The sequence below is a fragment of the Ramlibacter sp. P4_H7 genome (assembly GCF_056400765.1).
Genome location: NZ_JBFUKP010000017.1, coordinates 23401 through 39519 on the forward strand (window position 1 = coordinate 23401; position 16119 = coordinate 39519).

Below are 16119 nucleotides of genomic sequence, written 5' to 3' on the forward strand. Positions count from 1 at the left end.
TCCTATGGGTGATTGGGGACAGCCGCCTCCGCGCGCGGGCGGGTCCTGACGTGAACGACGGCCTGTGCATCGGTGTGGACCCGCTTCCACCCGGGCGAGAGATCCAGCGCCGCGATGGCCGCCGTGCGCGGCTCCAGCAGCGTCCACTCGATGCCGTACTTGTCCAGCAGCCGGTGCATGTCGGCCGCCGACTGGGGGGCGATGGCGTCGAGGTAGTCCTTCAGCAGCGCATTGCCGTAAACGTCGGCGCGTCCATCGATGAACGGAGGGATGCCGCTGAAAATCAGGTAGCCGCCCCAGTCATAAGTGTTGAGGACGGGGCCCGAGGCGCCCGCACCCTTCGCGGCGAGGACGGCGGCGGCGGCAGGCAGGGCCGGTTCGATTGGTCGCAGCCTTTGGGCCATCACCGTCGCCACCATCAGCGCGGCGAGCGCGGTTGCGACGGCTGCGGAACCGGCAGGCGGGCAGAGCAGCCGCAGCGCCCGGTCGGCCGCATTCAGCTGCGGCTTGGTGCTGCGCCTGCTGTTCCAGTGGTGCGCCAGTGCCGGCGCCAGCAGGACCGGGCTGAGCAAGCCCAGCAGCGCGACGTGCCGCAGGTGCTTGAGGGACAGGTGAATGAGGATCAGCAACAGGACGGCCCGCATCAGCGGCAGGCGGATCCCCTGCACCACGGCCAGGCCGAACAGCCCGAGCAGCCAGACTTCGAGCGGCTGGGCCTGGTGGAAGTCGGGGGAGCGCCACTCCTCGACGAGGTCGAGCACCGGGCCGCTTTCGACCAGGACCTTCCAGGTGAAGGACACACCCTTCCAGCCATTCGGCGTCAGCAGGGCGGCGACGCAAGCCAGCAACAAGAAGCGCCCCCAGGTCCGGGCCACGGCGCGCCGCTGCGCGGCGGGCGCCTCGACCACCGCCTCCAGCGCAAGGAAGCCGGCGAGCGCGAGGGCGAAGGTGAAGCTGCCGTGCAGGTTGGCCCACACGGCCAGCAGCGGCAGCAGCAGCAGCCGCGGCGCCCTGGAGCCGCACCGCGCTTCCACCAGTTCGATGGCCCACAGCAGCAGCAAGGGCATGACCAGCAGGTGCGGCCTCGCAAGCAGGTGGACCGCGGCCATCTTGACGGCCACCACGACGAACAGCAGCACATACGCCGGCTCGAACCAGCGGAGCAGGAAACGCGTCAGCAGGGCGGCCGTGAGCGCGAACGCCGCGGCGGCCAGGGCCACCACGGCGGCAAATCCGCCGCTGCGGTAGGCAGCGGCGAAGACCACTTCGGAAAGCCACTCCTGCGCCGTCCAGGGCGCTCCTCGCATGGTGTGCGAGAACGGATCTGCGACCGGGACGGCGCCGTGCCGCAGGATCCATTCGCCCGCGGCGAGATGCCACAGGGTGTCGCCGTCCAGGAGAAGGCCCTTCGCGTCCGCCAGGCAGTACAGGTACACCAGGGCGCCAGCCAGCAGCGGCCAGGACAGTCGCCACCGCGAGCGCAACGCCGACCTGGCCGGCGCGTACGCCGGAAGTTCCACGGAGTGCACGCCTGCCATTGCCTCAAAGCCCCCCGGACAGCATCGGCAGGACCGTGCGGATGATCAGGATCACCGCCGGCCCGAGGATCACCATGATGATCGACGGGAAGATGCAGCCCACCAGGGGGATCAGCAGCTTGGTCGGGATCTTCGCCGCGCGTTCCTCGGCCCGCATCTGCCGCTTGTGGCGCAGGTCGTCCGAAAAGACGCGCAGCGATTCGCCGATGCTGGTGCCGAAGCGGTCGGCCTGGGTCAGCATGGTCGCGAAGGTGCCGGTTTCTTCCACGCCGGTGCGCAGGGCGAGGTTGCGAAGGGCGGCCTCCCGGCTGGCGCCCGCGCGCATTTCCAGGTTGGTGAGGTGCAGTTCCTCGGCCAGCGCGACGCTCTTGCGCTTGATCTCGTCGGCCACGCGCGTCAGGCCCGCGTCCAGTCCCAGTCCCGCCTCGACGCAGACCAGCATCAGGTCGGCGGCGTCCGGGAAGTTCTCGAAGATTTCGCGCTGGCGGTGCCGCACCCGGAACGACAGCAGCGCGTTCGGCAGGTAGCAGCCGATCAGCGCCGACATCAGCACGGTGAACAGCAGGGTCAGTTGATCGCTGCTGCCCGCCGCCTGCGACAGGGTGAAGGCGAGGGCGGCCAGCAACAGGGGCAGGATCGTCTTGGCCGCGAAGTAATACAGGCGCATTTCGGGGCCCCGCAGTCCCGCGTTCAGGAAGCGGATCCGCAGCGGCGAGTCCTCCCAGCCTTCCTTGGGCGTAGAGAGGTTGGCCAGCGGGCCGGCCAACTTGACGACGGACTCGGTCCAGTCGCCACGGGGAGCGGTCCCCGTCGCGGCCTCGAGCCGCTGTTCCGCCCGCGTGGGCATGAACCAGATCAGGAGGCCGGCGACCATCAGGGTGACGGCGAAGAAGGTGAGGACGGGAATCAGCATGTTCGCTCTCCTTCAGACCCGGATGCGGATGATCTTGCGCATGATCACGATGCCGATCGCCATCAGGACCAGCATGTACTTCACGATCGAGATGCCGATGGGATCGGTCCACAGCGTGCCGATGAACTCCGGGTTCGTCAGCTGCATCAGCCCGGCGAGCGCGAAGGGCATGATCCCGAGGATCCACGCGGACAGGCGCCCCTCGGAGGACAGCACGCGCACGCGCGCCAGCAGCTTGAGCCGTTCGCGGATCAGCCGGCTGAGGTTGCCCAGGATCTCGGTGAGGTTGCCGCCCGACTCGCGCTGGATCAGCACCGCCACCACGAAGTAGCGCAGGTCCGTGATCGGAACGCGCTCGCTCAGGTTGCCGAGCGCCTGCTGCATCGACACGCCGAAATTGATCTCGTCGTGGGTGGTTCGAAATTCGTTGCGGACTGGTTCGGGCAATTCCTCGCCCGCCATCTTGAGCGTGGAGGAAAAGGCGTGTCCCGCGCGCAGGCCCCGCACCAGCAGGTCCAGGGCATCGGGCAGCTGCTGCTCGATCTTCTGCAGCCGCCGCACGCGCTTGTGGTTGACGTACAGCAACGGCAGGGCGCCGGCCGCCAGCGTGGCGCCCAGGCTCACCAGCCAGGGCTGGTGCAGCGACTCCGCGGTCAGGAACCCGGCGACGCCGGCACCTGCCATCCAAGCCAGAAGCTTGCCGGCGGTCCAGCGCAACCCGGATTGCATCAGCATGGCTTCCAGCACGCGCGCGTGCGGCAGGCGCAGCGCCATCCGCTCCAGCGGCGTGACCTCGGACAGCAGCCTTTCCTTCAGGACCCTGGTGCTCTGGGAGTGGTCGTGCACGGCCGCGAGCGACTGCAGGCGCGACTGGATCTTCTTGACCTCCGGGCTCCTGTTGGATCGCCAAAGGAGGTACAGACCTTCCGCCAGCAGCATGAAGGCCACGAAGGTGAGGACCGCCATGATCACGAAATTGTTTGCGGCGAACGGCATGACGGCTCCTTACTGGTAGCGGCGGTCGGGGTTGAACATGGCGTCGGGCAGCACGATGCCGAAGCTGCGCAGCCGATCCGCGAACTTGGGCCGCACGCCCGAAGCCTGGAAGTAGCCCTGGACGGTGCCGTCTTCCTCGATCCCGGTCTGGCGGAAGGAAAAGATCTCCTGCATGGTGATGACGTCGCCCTCCATGCCCGTGATCTCCTGGATGCTGGTCACCTTGCGCTTGCCGTCGATCATCCGCAACACCTGCACCACCACCGTGATGGCCGAGGCGATCTGCTGGCGCGACGCCTTGTGCGGCAGGTTCAGGTTGGCCATGCCGATCATGTTTTCCAGGCGGGCCATGGCATCGCGGGGGGTGTTCGCGTGGATCGTGGTCAGCGAGCCTTCGTGGCCCGTGTTCATGGCCTGCAGCATGTCGAAGGCCTCGGCGCCCCGCACCTCGCCGATCACGATGCGGTCGGGACGCATGCGTAGCGCGTTGCGCACCAGCGACCGCTGGGTGACCTCGCCGCTGCCCTCGATGTTCGGCGGCCGGGTTTCCATCCGCACCACGTGGGGCTGCTGCATCTGCAGTTCCGCCGCGTCCTCGATGGTGACCACGCGTTCCGCCTCCGGGATGTAGCCGGACAGAATGTTGAGCAGCGTGGTCTTGCCGGCGCCGGTGCCGCCGGAGATCAGCATGTTCACCTTGGCGCGCACCAGCCCGTTCAGCAGCTGCGCCATCTCCGGGGTCAGGGTCTTCAGCTGCTCGACCAGGTTCTCCATCTTCAGGGGAACGTGCGCGAAGCGGCGAATGGACATCATCGGTCCGTCGATGGCCACCGGCGGGATCACCGCGTTCACCCGCGACCCGTCCGGCAGGCGGGCGTCCACCATCGGGCTGGATTCGTCGATGCGGCGCCCGACCAGCGACACGATCTTGTCGATGATCCGCAGCAGGTGCTTCTCGTCGGTGAAGGTGACGTTGCTCAGTTCGAGCTTGCCCCGCCGCTCCACGTAGATCTGGCGCCACGAGTTCACCAGGATGTCGGAGACCAGCGGATCGGCCATCAGCAATTCGAGCGGCCCGAAGCCGAGCATCTCGTGCTGGATGTCGCGGATCAGGGTGCTCCGTTCGGCCTCGTTGATGGCCGCCTGGTCCTCCTGCAGCAGGCGCTCGACCAGCACCGCGATCTCGTGGCGCAGCTTCTCGGGCGACAAGGTCTCCAGGACGGAGAGGTCCAGCCGGTCCAGCAGCTTCAGGTGGATCTGGGTCTTGAGCGCCTGATACCCATCGACGGTCACCGGCTGCGCCGGGGCACGCGTTGCCATTTCCACGGTAAGTGTGTTCAGCCGCTCGCGCAGCGACAGTCCGCTCGGCTCCTTCGTCTGTGCCAATGCAGTGGGTGTCGTCATGTCACGTTCTCCTGAACAGGCGGCCGAAGATGCCCCGCTCGTCCTCGCGGCGCGGCTGGATGGCGGTGGCGAACTCCGTGATCTGCCGCGCGAGCGGCGTGTTCCGGGCCGAGGCCACCAGGGGTTCGCCGTGGTTGATCGACGTGTTGACGTCCTTGTAGGCATCCGGCAGGGTCACGATGTCCTTCGTGCGCAGGGACCGGTGGATGTGCTCCAGGTCGATCTCTGAGCTGCGGTCGAAGCGGTTGACGATCCACTGCATCTTCTCGGCGGGATAGCCGAGCGAGCCGAAGACCTGCTGCAGCTTCGATGCATGCCGGATGGCCGGCAGCATCGGCTGCAGCACCGGGTAGATGCGGGTCGCCCGGTCCAGCGCCTTGATGGTCAGGGTATCGAGCGAGCGACCCAGGTCCAGGACGATGTAGTCGTACTGCGTGGCAGCGGTCGAGAGGATCGCGTCCAAGTGCTGCGGATGCACCTCCAGGGCCTGGCCGGGATCGTCGGGAGCGGCCAGGACGCTGAAGCGGGGCAGCACCTTCACCGCGCTGGCGGCCAGCAGCGAAGGATCGAGCCGGTCCATGTTGCCGGACAGGTCGGCGATGGTCGAAGCCGGCCGGCCGTCATGCACGAACGAGAGCGCGTCGCCGAATTGCAGGTTCAGGTCGATCAGCAAGACATTGGCGGTCTGGGACAGCACCCAGCCCACGTTGGCGGCCAGGAAGGTCGCGCCGCTGCCGCCCTTGCAGGGAAGGAAGGCCAGGACCTGGGCCGAACGGGGACCCGCGCCCGCGGCGAGCTTGGCCACGACGCGCTGCACCGCTGCCTTGAGCGCGTCCAGCCCCACCGGCGAGGGCAGCACTTCGCGCACGCCGGCGCGCATCGCGTTGAGCAGGTAGTCGGGCGACTGCGACGAGCACATCAGAACCACGGCCGTGCGCGGGTAGTGGGTGGTGATGTACTCGACCTGGTGCAGGTCCGCCACGTCGCAGCACATGCCGTCGGTCAGCAGCAGGTCCGGATGCTCGCGCTCGGCGACCCCGCGCAGGTGCGTCTTGCCGCCTTCGACGCAGACGGCCTCGTGACCCCACTCCCGCAGAGCAGCACCGATCTCCTCGAGATGCTTCTTGCTCGGCGACACGATGACGATTTTCATGAGGGCTCCCGGTGATTCACGAACAGATGGTTGCGCTGTTGGGGTCCTGGCGCATCACTTCGCGCGTCAGGTAGGTGGAAAATGTGGGCATCGGAATGTTGCGAGACACAAAGCCCGGCACGGGGGAGATCCAGCGAAAATTTAGGCCTGTGATCGTCACCGTGACGCCTTCGCAGGTGGCCGAGGTGCACCCCGCCGGGTTCCATGCGAGCGCCACGCTGGTGATCTGCGGGACCATCTGCTGCATGCGCGCGCGCACGGCGGCGAGGTTGGTCGTGTCGTCGCACACCACGGCGTACCGCGCGCCCGCGCGCGTCGCTTCGGTCGCGCTGTTCCAGGCGAACAGCATGCGGCTGAAGTCCACCACACCCAGCGTCACCATCAGGAACAGGAGGAGCACGAGTGCGAATTCGACGGCCGTGGCGCCGCGCTGCAGCGTTCTCATAGGTGGCTCCTCATCGTGGCCCGGATCGGCGCGAAGGTGTAGGGGCCCAGGGACATGCCGAACACGCTGGCCATCTGCGGCGTGAAGGTGTAGCCGGAGACCTGCACAGTCACGGTCGTGATGATTGGATCGGTGCCGGCCGCTTGCCACGTGGGGTCCGGCACCAGCCCGGTGTTCAGGCCCGCGAGCAGGGGCGAACCCGAGCCGGCGATATTCCCGTACACCACCAGGTTCCTGGCTTCGGTGAACTTAGTGCCTGGCAGCTGGATCGACAGGTAGCGGCTGGCGTCCCGCACGGACTTGGCGACCGTGTTGTATTCCATGAGGGCGCGCCCGAGTTCGACCGCGATGAACAGCAGCAGGAGGAGCATGGGCAGCAACAGGGCGAACTCGACGATCGCAACGCCTCGCTGGAATTTGCGCTTGTTCATGGTGGTTGTCCTCATCGCACCAGGACCGGGACCAGGGGACCCGCGACGCCGCCGGGAAGGCCGGCCGTCGTGCAGGGGCTCCCGGCCGCCCCGGCGTTGCCGCGGTATTCGAGCTGCACTTCCACCAGCGGGATGCTCAGGGGCTGCAGCATGAACATGCAGGCGTAGTCGATCACGCCCATCGCGCCGTTGACGACGGGAACGATGACGATCCTGCGGCTCATGCCGTACTGGCGGTGCCCTCCCGTGGTCATGCCGGGGTTGGCCAGCTTCTGGAAGCTGTTGAGGTCCAGGCCCGTGATGCCCTCGCAGTTCGGAGAGGAGCCGCGAACCGCCGTCCCCGTGTCGGCGCAGGAGGCGAAGGTGCCGCGCTTGGTCTTGAAGTTCGCCGCGGTGGCATGGGCGCCCGCCGGCGTCGTGCCGTCGTAGGCGTTGGCCGGTGGCGCTCCGGCCACCCCGGGCCAGTTCGCACTGGTGTAGGCATAGCCGCTGAAGTCCGGCCGCATGATGGTGTTGCTCGGATCGGCCGCATTCTTGTAGATGCCGAAGCGGTAGTTCCAGTTGTCGGCGACGGTGGCCTGCACGCCGGGCGTCCCCAGGGTGTCGCCCACCTTGGTTCCGCAGTAGCCGTTCATCTCGGCCACCGTCTCGGCTGCATTGGTGGAGCCGTCCAGGTTGGCCCAGCCGATCTGGCCGGCGGTCCCGCCCCCCGGCGACATGATCAGGGTGACCCATTCGCCCACCACGAAGCCGTAGTCGGGGGCGACGCCGCCCGCCTTGGGCTTGAGTGCCAGCGGAACGGGGCAGGTCGTCTGCGCGCTGCCGCGCTTGGCGACCGCCAGCGCACCGACGTCCTGGGTGGTCGGGATGCCGCCCATGAACGCGTTCATGGCCTTGATCAGCCACAGTTCCATGCTGGGATGGGTATGCGCGCACTGCGCGTACTTGGCGGTGACCGGATTGGTGGTGACGGTGTAGGTGCCGTCCCGGAAAATGATGTCGCCCGTCGTCACCTGGCCCTTGCCGGCCCAGGTCATGGACTGGAAGTTGACGCCGTTCCCGTTGCCGGCCGTCAGGCCCGCGCTGACGGCGCGCGTGATGGCGTCGGCGGCGCCGTCGAGTTCCTGCGCCGCTGACAGGGCGCAGCTGTCCATGGCCGTCTGTAGTTCCGTCTTGACCACGAAGGTCCGCGCGAAATCGAGCGCGAACCCGATGAATCCCAGGAGGAACAGCATCAGCAAGGCCACCGTCACGACCACGGCGCCCCGCTGGCGGCGATGAGGATGTGGGGAGTTCTTCATGCTGGTTCCTTTCCTGCTGGAGGACCGTGACGGACCCGGACGGTCGCCCGGGCCCGTCATGGTCACGTGCAGCTGCTCGTGGTCACGCAATTCACGACACGCTGGATGAAGGTGCCGAAGTTGCCGTCGAGGTCGCGCAGGCTGATCACCATCATCAGGGTGATGATGGCGACGATCAGCGCGTACTCGATGATCTCGGCACCGTCCTCGTCGTGCAGGAACGTGTGGCAGGAGTTCAGCAGACTGTCCATGACGCTTTGCTGGAAAAGCCTCGCGTCAGGTGCAGGTGCTCGTCGTCAGGCAGGTGGCCACGCGCTGAATGAACGTGCTGAAGTTGCCGTTCAGGCCGCGCAGGCCGATGACCAGGATGATCGAGATCACGGCGATGATCAGCGCGTACTCGATGACCTGGGCGCCTTCTTCGTCACGGATGAAGGAGCGCAGCGTGTTGATGAATTTGTCCATTTTTGATTCCTTTGAGGATCGGTTGAGAAAAAGAGGCGAAAGTTTGGAAAGAGAAACGGGTCGGGTTCTGTCGATAACGGGTCTCCTTTCCGGCTAGCGGGTGCCGCCCACTGAGCCGCCGATGTTGATGACGTTCACGACGGGCGGCGGCACCTTGAAGGAGTCGTGGTACAGGCGGATGCCTTCCTGGGCAGCCTTGCCGTCGAGGCCCATGACCGGGTCCGGGTTGGCACTCGCGGTGGGGTTGAGCGTCTGGCGCATGCGCGCCTGGCGCACTGCATCCCCGAACCGCAGGTCGTAGTCGGGTGTCGTGGTGGTCGAGCACGCCGCGAGGAGGACGGCCGACAGTGCAATGCATCGCTTCATTCGTGTTCTCCTGGGGCGTTCAACGGGTGGTGCCGGCGGGTGCAGCAGGTGCCGCAGGCGCAGCCGGTTCAGCAGGCGGGGCAGGCGGAGGGACTCCCTCGCCTCGGCCTTCCCACATCACGCCGGTGCGGGTCGGGGCGACGTGGTTCTGCGTGGGCAGCGTCGTCGGCCCGTTCATGGGCTTCACCAGCCGGGGCGTGACGATGAACATCAGCTCGCTCTGGTCGTTCTGGAATTCGGTGGACCGGAACAGCGCGCCCATGACCGGGACCTCCCCCAGGCCGGGGAACTTGTCCAGCGAGGAGGTGAGGTTGTTCTTGATCAGGCCGGCCACCATGAAGCTCTGTCCGTCGCGCAGCTGCACGGTGGTGTCCACGCGCCGGGTCGTCATGGAAGGCAGGATGGCCGTGACGCCGTTGACGGAGGTGAAGGGAGAGCCCGTCTGCTGCAGTTCGGAGGCTTCGGAGACGAACTTCAGGTTGATGCGCGAGCCGTCCAGCACCGTGGGCGTGAACTTCAGGCCGACGCCGAACTCCTTTTCTTCCAGCGTGATGGTCGTGCCCGTCCCGCCGTTCTGGTTCTGCGAGACCGGGATGAAGATCTTGCCGCCCGAGAGGAAGCTGGCCGACTGGCCGCTGATGGCCATGATGTTCGGCTCCGCCAGCACACGAACCAGGCCGTCGCGCTTCTTGGCGTCCACCCCGAGCAGGGTGGAGCCGCGCGACAGCGAGCTCAGCTGCGAGGTCGCCGCCGCCGTGGCGCCGGTGGTCAGACCCGTGGCGTTGTTCGAGATGGCGCCGCCCGCGAGATTCGGGCTGAACCGGCCCAGGGTCGCGGCGCCGCCACCAAAAATCCCCGAGAAGATCCGCGACACGCTGCCGTCGGCCGTGGTGAGCATGCGCGTGAAATCGATGTCGAGGTTGTCCAGCACGGACTTGCCGACCTCGGCGATCGTCACCTCCAGCATCACCTGCTGGGGCGCCCCGACTGCCATGAGGTTGACCACCCGCTTGTTGTCGCCGGCGTAGGCGTAGGCCAACGTCAGGATCTGGTCCAGGCGGAGGTTGTCCGTCGCTGTTCCCTGGAGCACGATGGTGTCCTGGGAGGCGAGGACGGTGACCTCGCGCTCGCCGGGAAAGATCCGGGAGAGAGTGGACTGCAGCGCCGCGGGGTCCACCGTCACGATGATGTCCTTGACCAGGCAGCGGCCGTCGGCCCCCTGCAGGATCAGGTTCATGGAGCCGGGTTTGCGACCCAGGAAGTAGAGCTCCGTCGGGCTGATCAGCGTGATCTCGGTCTCGGCGACGAAATCCGATGTCGGCGTCGGCGCGACGACGGCAGGCGCACCAGGAGGCGCGTTGGCTGGTGCGGGGGCCGGCTGGCCAACCCGCGCGCCGCCCTGCCCGCCGCCGACCACCAGGCGGGACACGGGAAAGGGCAGGGTGACAACGCGCGACTTGCCGAGCGTGAGGTAGGTCGTCTCATCCGTCGTGACCGACTGGCATGGCCGGAGAGGCGGCGTCGCGGGAGCGCGTGCCGCTGCCCGCGGAGCAGGCTGCGTGGGGGGGGCGGATTGCTGCGCGGGGGAAGTCCCCGCAAGCAAGGCCCCCGCGAGTCCGGCCAGGAGTTTCTTGTTATTGCCAGTCACGATGGTGGTCCTCCTCTGTGGATCAGAAGCAATTCATGGCGCGGGTGCCGTTGCGGATCACCTCCACGCAAAGGGGCTGCGACACCGGCTGGTGGTCCGCGACCTGGATCCGGGTCGGCGCCGGGCGGCGGAGCGCGACGGTCTGCACCGGCTTGGGTGCCGGCGCCTCGACGACAACGGGCGCGGTCTCCTTGAACTTGAAGAGTTCCTGCTTGGAGATGCCGGTGGTCGCCAGCTTCGTCTTGTCCAGCTGGTTACGCAGGACCAGCGACAGCGTGCCGACGCTGCGGGCCAGGTCCAGCTTCTCGGCGTCCGCGAGGGACAGCTCCAGCGTGACCGCGCTCACGACCTTGGGCTTGGTGTCGTCACGGCTGGCTTCTTGCGCGATGGCGAGCACCAGAACGTTCTCCAGCACCGTCAGGCTGACGGGGATGGCGGCCTCTCCCTTGGCCCGCTCCTGCTGCGCGTTCACCATCACGTCGACGTAGTTGCCGGGCAGCGCGAAGCCCGCGACCCCGATCACGTCGTTGACGCGAACGGTCATCGCGCGCTTGCCCTCGGCGATGACGGCCGAGAGGCCGCCCTGCGCGCCGACCGGCATCAACTTGCGTTCCAGCAGGGCTTCGCCGCGCCCGACGCTGGTGCGCACCACGCGGTCCTGCAGCTGCTTCATGTCGGTGAAGGCGCCCTGCGGGACCGAGCCCGTGGGCCAGTCGACGCTGGTGAGCATCTGGGGATTGACCTTGCTGCCCAGTTCGATGTCCATGGCCGCGACGACGACCTTGGACGACGCGATGTTGCCCCGCTCGGCCACCCAGCTGGCCGCAAAGACGGCTGCGCCTAGGCCGGCGAGGACTGCCAGCACCATGAGTGCGATTGCCTTGAGGTTCTTCATCGAAGCTCTCCTGTGGAAAAACGAAAAGTCATGCCATGCCGAGTTGCCGCCCCACCACGTACGCGACGGTTCCGAGGCAGATGCTCACGCCGTAGGGAACGCGCCCCGCCGACTGGAAGCCCGCCAGGCCGTTCGCCTGCACGCCGGTCATCGCGGCAAGGGCGACCGACGTGGTGATCTGCTTGAGGTTCGCAAGCACCTGCCGGCCGATCCGGCGGGACAGGGCATACGCAATGGCGACGAGCCCGCCGGTGATCAACACCAGCGCCAGCGCGTGCAGCGTGCCCGGAAGCCCAAGGAACGCTCCGACCATCGCCATGAGCTTCACGTCGCCGGCGCCCAGCACGCGAACCAGGTAGAGCGGAAGCAGCGCAAACAGGCCCAGGGCGACCCCGCCGAAAGCGAGCATCAGGGCCTGCACGGGGTGCGGCACGTTCCACACCGACAGCAGCAAGCCCGCGAGCAGGCCGAAGCCGGTGAGCCAGTTGGGGATGCGGTACGAGCGCACGTCCGTCCAGGCGGCCGTACCGAGTAGCAGCAGCAGGATGCCAGTGCGTGGATCGGTGAGCAGCATCCAGAGCAGTTCGGCGAGTGAGCGCAGTTCGTTCATTGCGTGCATCGTTCAATTGATGGAAGGAATATAGGAGTCACGCGGCGGACTCGCGTGAGCGACGCCTCCCGATTTGCTGCTCCAAATGTCCCGGTTTGCGCGGGACATTGGCTCCTTTCCGCCTGCGATGGAGCCGCAGGCGGGACCTGCATCGGCCATTGGGATGAGGAGTGGAATGAACACCCGGGTGCTGCAACCCGCGGTGACGGGTGACGCCGGTCAGTCCGCGTCGCGCAGCTGCAGGTCGGTGAAGCGGATGGTCGCGCGCATGCCTTGCTCCTGCGTTTCCACGGTGACCACCGTTCCCGTGGCCACGAACGCGAGCACGGAGCCGGGGGGACGCAGTTCGAAGGTGAGCGAGTCGCCGAGCGCGACCGAGGAACTCGTGTCGACGCACATGCCCGAAGCATCGAGCGTCCGCACGATGGCTTCGGTGCCGTCATCGAACCGCACGGGAAGCCGGATGGACTGCGGATCGGTGGACTTGGAGGCCATGCCGGATGGTGCGCCGCGCCGCCGCGCGACACCACCGGAGGAATGAATCAATTTTGACCGGGAGGTTTGTCCAGGATGCCGGGAAGCCGGTGCAGGTTCCGGCATGCGCCGGAGCGGTGTCAAACCTACCAGACGCCCATGAGCGCGCCGGCCAGGAAGACGGTGGTGCCCACGAAGGTGCACAGCGCATACGGCGGCCGGTCGGACGGCACCGTGCGTGGTTCGCCGCCGCGCTGGCGGGAGAATATGCTGAGGGTCGCGGCTCGCGCGACCAACACGATGTTGGACAGCATGAGGGGCAGGGCGCGTCGCGACAGCGCGGTCACCAGGGAGACCAGGCCGGCGGCGCTAAGCACGCAAAGGAGCACCTGCAGGATTTCGTCGTGCCCCACGAAGGCGCCGACCGCTGCCAGCAGCTTCACGTCTGCGGCGGCCAGCACCCTGAGGCCGTACAGGGGAAACACGCTGGCTGCAGCGAGCAGCAGGCCGCCGATGCTGGAGAGCGGGTTCGGGTTCGGGACGGATGCAGCGTCCGGCATGCTGAACGCGAATCCCAGCACCATGCCTCCATAGGTCAGCACGTTGGGAATGCGGTAGGCGCGGCCATCGAGCATGGCTGCGACAGCGAGCAGCAGCAGCAGGGCTGCCGTGCGCGGAGTCGAGGCGAGCACCATCCATGCGGCGGCGGCGGACGAAAGAGTGTGCATGCTGGCTCGCATTGAAAAGTCGTACAGCAATGTACGGGCTGTGCCACGGGATTTCCTGAGCGATGTGTCCCGACTCGGTGGTCGATTGCTCCCGTTGTCTTCCCGATCTCTGCCTGGGCGCGGGCGTCGTTGAACAGCGCAAGCACGCGGGCCTCAGCGGCAACGAGATCGAAGCATCTCGTGCGGCAACCGCGCACGGCGTGCGTCATGTGGAGATCATTGCGCGTGCGGCGGTCGCTGCAGTGCAGCGATGGGCATGCGCCGAGTCCAGGCCGTCGTTCAGTCCTGGCTTGTTTTCGCGGAACGCGACGCGGCGCTGCCCCGGACCTTCAGGCGACAGGCCGTGCGCCGGAGTTCTTGTCTGCCGGCATCGATCCGGCCAGTCCATGTTCGCTGGCATAGGCATACAGCCCCAGCCGGCCGGACACCCCGAGCTTGGAATAGATGGACGTGAGGTGGTTGCGCAAGGTGTGCTCGCTCACGCACAGGCGGCTGGCGATGACCTTGACGGGAGCGGAGGCGTCGGAGGTGACGGCGGCGACCGTCTGGCGCTCGCGCCACGTCAAGGTGGCGGCCCGGTCGGACCTTGCATCGTGCTGCGGAGGCAGGCCCCGCACGGCGGAGACGAACATGCGCTGCGTGGTCTGCGGCGACGCGAAGATCTGGCCGCCGCCCACGGCCTCGATGGCCTTCAGGAGCGCAGCAGGCGCCTCGCGCTTCTGGAGCACGCCGCGCGCGCCGGCTTCGACGACGGAGGCGGGAAAGCCGTCTTCGAAATGGCTGGTGAGGACCAGGATCTTGGTGCGCATGCCCTCGTACAGGCTCTCGACATCCTGCAGCGTGTAGTTGTCGTCGAAGTCCAGCACGACGACGTCGGGCATGTCGCGTTCGAGCTGGGGCAGCGCTTCTTCCAGGGTCGTGGACCAGCCGCTGAGGACCAGGGGTGCACCTGCGGCCTGGATGAGCCGTTGCAGTCCCCAGCACACCAGCGAAGGCGCGACCAGGTGAACTTGGATCGTCGAACGGTTCATTTCTTCTTCCCCAGGCGGTTGGCGGGCTCGACTTCAGCAGCCTCGGCAGGAGAGCCATCTCGGTGACTCTGGTCCGGCAGCGAACGTGTTCTTTGGATTCGGGCGCATCCTTCCGTGGTGCTCGGCTATTGTTGCAGGCTGCTGAGAAAGCTTTTTAACCTGAGTCAAGTGTCCCGGTACCGGGAGATCTCTCCTGTCTTTCTCCTAGCCGGAGGGCGGCAGCGCGGCCGTAGCGGGGATCGAGCGGCTTGCGACCGGAACGCGGTGGCAACAGGGAGGCGCAGAAAATCGCTGCGCTCGCAGGGCGCAGCGAGGGCGTGTCGACTAGCGCCGCTGCCCGACCTGCCAGGCCGCGACGCGCTGCCGCCATTGCGCAAGCTGCGGATCCGCAGCATTGCTGGCGACCAGCCGGTCCACCAGCGCGGCCTGCTGGCTGCTCAACTCCTCGGGAAACCGCGGATCGACGGTCACGATGCAGTCGGCGCGTTCGTCCCCCGCCGGCAGCGGCCAGCCCTGGCCCTTGATGCGGTAGGTGAGGAAGCCGCGGCGCAGGCGCATCTGCTGCAGGCCGCCGGGCGTGGGCACGTCGATCCACCGATTGGCCATCCACGCGAAGCCGTCCACGGGCAGCTGGCATTTGACGGTGCCGTCGGCATCGAGCGTGAAGAACTCGTGCGGCTGCAGGGCGAGGCGCACCCGCAGTGTTTCGCTGCGATCGCCGCCCGTGCCTTGCAGCCGCACCGACACCTTCAGGACGTCGCCTTCGTGGCTGCCCGCCGGGATGTCCACGCGGCAGCGGTACTTGGTCGGGGCCAGGTGGCCCAGTCCCTTGCACGCGGCGCAAGCTTGGCGCGCGGTGCCCGCGCCGTCGCACGCCTCGCAGCGCGCCGTTGGCGTCAGCCAGCCGAACCAGAGATGCTGCCGCACGCGTCCTGTGCCGCTGCAGGCCTGGCAGTTGCTCGGCTCCAGCTCCACGCCGCTGCCCGCGCAGGCATCGCAGTCCTCCACCAGGGTGCCATGCAGGATGCGCGTGCAGCCCGCCAGGGCATCTTCGAGCGCGAGCTCGACGGCATGCTCGGGAACGGGGCGATCGGGCACGTCGGCTTCGTCGCCGCTGTCGGCGAAGCTGGCGCGGGCGCGCCGGATTTCCTCCACGGCGCGGTTGATCCGCTGGATCTTGCGCAGGGCCTGGGGACTCGCGTTGCGGTCGGGATGCCAGCGGGCGGCGAGCCGCCGCCACGCGGTCTTGATCTCCGCATCGCTGCAGTCCGGGTCCAGGCCCAGTTCGCTGTACGACTCCTCGACGTTCAAGCAGGCTCCGTGTTGCAGTGCGGAATGGTAGCGCTTCCTGGAACCGGCAAGGGCGATGCGTGCACCACGGCGCCGGGGGATGTTGGCATGCAAACGTTCGGTATAGGGCAATGCCGTAGCGCGTTTGCCCACCGCGAAAATAGAATTCCGGCGATGCGGCCGCCTCCTCATTTCGTGCACCCGGCCGGCATCCGCGGCATCTTCATGCCGCCCTGGAAGATGACGCTGAATCAATGCATCCGGATCATGCGACGGTGCCTGTACTGGGCCATCTACGTCCCGATCGCTCCCGCCCTGTTCCTCCTCTGCGCCGTGGAAGACTTCGCCGCGAACGTGATCCTGCCGAAGGAGGACCGATTCACGCAGACGGACGAAGGCTATTAGGTCCGCCCCCGCGCGTCACCGCGCGG

19 protein-coding genes are annotated in these 16119 nt (G+C 67.3%); 1 reads left to right on the forward strand and 18 read right to left on the reverse strand.

Annotated features, from left to right (window positions below):
- Window positions 1-2 precede the first annotated feature (2 nt).
- The 18 genes from AC1DSA_RS19930 to AC1DSA_RS20015 form a co-directional block, all read right to left on the reverse strand.
- The gene (locus tag AC1DSA_RS19930; RefSeq protein ID WP_477892403.1) at window positions 3-1520 is read right to left on the reverse strand and encodes a hypothetical protein; all 1518 of its coding nucleotides are present in this window, start codon (window positions 1518-1520) and stop codon (window positions 3-5) included.
- Between the two features lie 22 nt (window positions 1521-1542).
- Window positions 1543-2451 carry a type II secretion system F family protein gene (locus tag AC1DSA_RS19935; RefSeq protein WP_477892405.1) on the reverse strand — a complete coding sequence of 303 codons (909 nt, stop codon included), beginning with the start codon at window positions 2449-2451 and terminating at the stop codon, window positions 1543-1545.
- A 12-nt stretch (window positions 2452-2463) separates the two neighbouring features.
- Entirely contained in the window at window positions 2464-3447 is a 984-nt protein-coding gene (locus tag AC1DSA_RS19940; RefSeq protein WP_477892407.1) for a type II secretion system F family protein, read from the reverse strand.
- 9 nt (window positions 3448-3456) lie between these two features.
- Window positions 3457-4767, reverse strand: coding sequence for a CpaF family protein (locus AC1DSA_RS19945; RefSeq protein WP_477892574.1), 1311 nt, complete (start codon window positions 4765-4767; stop codon window positions 3457-3459).
- Window positions 4768-4852: 85 nt separating this feature from the next.
- Window positions 4853-6004 carry a CpaE/TadZ family protein gene (locus AC1DSA_RS19950; protein WP_477892409.1) on the reverse strand — a complete coding sequence of 384 codons (1152 nt, stop codon included), beginning with the start codon at window positions 6002-6004 and terminating at the stop codon, window positions 4853-4855.
- 16 nt (window positions 6005-6020) lie between these two features.
- Window positions 6021-6449, reverse strand: a complete 429-nt coding sequence (locus tag AC1DSA_RS19955; RefSeq protein ID WP_477892411.1) for a TadE family protein — start codon at window positions 6447-6449, stop codon at window positions 6021-6023.
- On the reverse strand, window positions 6446-6880 hold the full coding sequence (locus AC1DSA_RS19960) for a TadE/TadG family type IV pilus assembly protein (protein WP_477892413.1): 435 nt from the start codon (window positions 6878-6880) through the stop codon (window positions 6446-6448). Before AC1DSA_RS19960 ends, AC1DSA_RS19955 begins: the two co-directional genes overlap by 4 nt.
- An 11-nt stretch (window positions 6881-6891) precedes the next feature.
- Window positions 6892-8181, reverse strand: coding sequence for a pilus assembly protein TadG-related protein (locus tag AC1DSA_RS19965; RefSeq protein WP_477892415.1), 1290 nt, complete (start codon window positions 8179-8181; stop codon window positions 6892-6894).
- 62 nt (window positions 8182-8243) lie between these two features.
- Window positions 8244-8432 (reverse strand): Flp family type IVb pilin, encoded by a 189-nt coding sequence (locus tag AC1DSA_RS19970; protein ID WP_477892417.1) that lies wholly within the window; start codon window positions 8430-8432, stop codon window positions 8244-8246.
- A gap of 25 nt (window positions 8433-8457) precedes the next feature.
- On the reverse strand, window positions 8458-8646 hold the full coding sequence (locus tag AC1DSA_RS19975; RefSeq protein WP_477892419.1) for a Flp family type IVb pilin: 189 nt from the start codon (window positions 8644-8646) through the stop codon (window positions 8458-8460).
- 93 nt (window positions 8647-8739) lie between these two features.
- Window positions 8740-9012, reverse strand: coding sequence for a hypothetical protein (locus tag AC1DSA_RS19980; RefSeq protein WP_477892421.1), 273 nt, complete (start codon window positions 9010-9012; stop codon window positions 8740-8742).
- 19 nt (window positions 9013-9031) lie between these two features.
- Window positions 9032-10441 carry a type II and III secretion system protein family protein gene (locus AC1DSA_RS19985; RefSeq protein ID WP_477892423.1) on the reverse strand — a complete coding sequence of 470 codons (1410 nt, stop codon included), beginning with the start codon at window positions 10439-10441 and terminating at the stop codon, window positions 9032-9034.
- A 241-nt stretch (window positions 10442-10682) separates the two neighbouring features.
- Window positions 10683-11555 (reverse strand): Flp pilus assembly protein CpaB, encoded by an 873-nt coding sequence (gene cpaB, locus AC1DSA_RS19990; protein WP_477892425.1) that lies wholly within the window; start codon window positions 11553-11555, stop codon window positions 10683-10685.
- A gap of 28 nt (window positions 11556-11583) precedes the next feature.
- Window positions 11584-12165: an A24 family peptidase gene (locus AC1DSA_RS19995; RefSeq protein WP_477892427.1), complete on the reverse strand. Its 582-nt coding sequence runs from the start codon at window positions 12163-12165 to the stop codon at window positions 11584-11586.
- A 219-nt stretch (window positions 12166-12384) separates the two neighbouring features.
- Window positions 12385-12660, reverse strand: coding sequence for a PilZ domain-containing protein (locus AC1DSA_RS20000; RefSeq protein ID WP_477892429.1), 276 nt, complete (start codon window positions 12658-12660; stop codon window positions 12385-12387).
- A 125-nt stretch (window positions 12661-12785) separates the two neighbouring features.
- A complete protein-coding gene (locus AC1DSA_RS20005) occupies window positions 12786-13367 on the reverse strand; it encodes a prepilin peptidase (protein WP_477892431.1) in 582 nt (193 codons plus the stop codon).
- A gap of 329 nt (window positions 13368-13696) precedes the next feature.
- On the reverse strand, window positions 13697-14398 hold the full coding sequence (locus tag AC1DSA_RS20010; RefSeq protein WP_477892433.1) for a LuxR C-terminal-related transcriptional regulator: 702 nt from the start codon (window positions 14396-14398) through the stop codon (window positions 13697-13699).
- 324 nt (window positions 14399-14722) lie between these two features.
- Window positions 14723-15709 carry a DnaJ domain-containing protein gene (locus tag AC1DSA_RS20015; RefSeq protein WP_477892435.1) on the reverse strand — a complete coding sequence of 329 codons (987 nt, stop codon included), beginning with the start codon at window positions 15707-15709 and terminating at the stop codon, window positions 14723-14725.
- A gap of 153 nt (window positions 15710-15862) precedes the next feature.
- On the opposite strand from AC1DSA_RS20015, the gene AC1DSA_RS20020 reads away from it, so the two are divergent.
- Window positions 15863-16093, forward strand: coding sequence for a hypothetical protein (locus tag AC1DSA_RS20020; protein WP_477892437.1), 231 nt, complete (start codon window positions 15863-15865; stop codon window positions 16091-16093).
- Window positions 16094-16119 lie beyond the last annotated feature (26 nt).

Excerpts from the sequence above, each read along its gene's own strand:
- AC1DSA_RS19945 (WP_477892574.1), bottom strand. The coding sequence starts at position 4,767 with ATGGCAACGCGTGCCCCGGCGCAGCCGGTGACCGTCGATGGGTATCAG.
- AC1DSA_RS19975 (WP_477892419.1), bottom strand. The coding sequence starts at position 8,646 with ATGGACAAATTCATCAACACGCTGCGCTCCTTCATCCGTGACGAAGAA.
- AC1DSA_RS19960 (WP_477892413.1), bottom strand. The coding sequence starts at position 6,880 with ATGAACAAGCGCAAATTCCAGCGAGGCGTTGCGATCGTCGAGTTCGCC.
- AC1DSA_RS19965 (WP_477892415.1), bottom strand. The coding sequence starts at position 8,181 with ATGAAGAACTCCCCACATCCTCATCGCCGCCAGCGGGGCGCCGTGGTC.
- AC1DSA_RS19970 (WP_477892417.1), bottom strand. The coding sequence starts at position 8,432 with ATGGACAGTCTGCTGAACTCCTGCCACACGTTCCTGCACGACGAGGAC.
- AC1DSA_RS19995 (WP_477892427.1), bottom strand. The coding sequence starts at position 12,165 with ATGAACGAACTGCGCTCACTCGCCGAACTGCTCTGGATGCTGCTCACC.
- AC1DSA_RS20005 (WP_477892431.1), bottom strand. The coding sequence starts at position 13,367 with ATGCACACTCTTTCGTCCGCCGCCGCCGCATGGATGGTGCTCGCCTCG.
- cpaB (WP_477892425.1), bottom strand. The coding sequence starts at position 11,555 with ATGAAGAACCTCAAGGCAATCGCACTCATGGTGCTGGCAGTCCTCGCC.
- AC1DSA_RS19940 (WP_477892407.1), bottom strand. The coding sequence starts at position 3,447 with ATGCCGTTCGCCGCAAACAATTTCGTGATCATGGCGGTCCTCACCTTC.
- AC1DSA_RS20020 (WP_477892437.1), top strand. The coding sequence starts at position 15,863 with ATGCGGCCGCCTCCTCATTTCGTGCACCCGGCCGGCATCCGCGGCATC.
- AC1DSA_RS19935 (WP_477892405.1), bottom strand. The coding sequence starts at position 2,451 with ATGCTGATTCCCGTCCTCACCTTCTTCGCCGTCACCCTGATGGTCGCC.
- AC1DSA_RS19950 (WP_477892409.1), bottom strand. The coding sequence starts at position 6,004 with ATGAAAATCGTCATCGTGTCGCCGAGCAAGAAGCATCTCGAGGAGATC.
- AC1DSA_RS20000 (WP_477892429.1), bottom strand. The coding sequence starts at position 12,660 with ATGGCCTCCAAGTCCACCGATCCGCAGTCCATCCGGCTTCCCGTGCGG.
- AC1DSA_RS19980 (WP_477892421.1), bottom strand. The coding sequence starts at position 9,012 with ATGAAGCGATGCATTGCACTGTCGGCCGTCCTCCTCGCGGCGTGCTCG.
- AC1DSA_RS20010 (WP_477892433.1), bottom strand. The coding sequence starts at position 14,398 with ATGAACCGTTCGACGATCCAAGTTCACCTGGTCGCGCCTTCGCTGGTG.
- AC1DSA_RS19955 (WP_477892411.1), bottom strand. The coding sequence starts at position 6,449 with ATGAGAACGCTGCAGCGCGGCGCCACGGCCGTCGAATTCGCACTCGTG.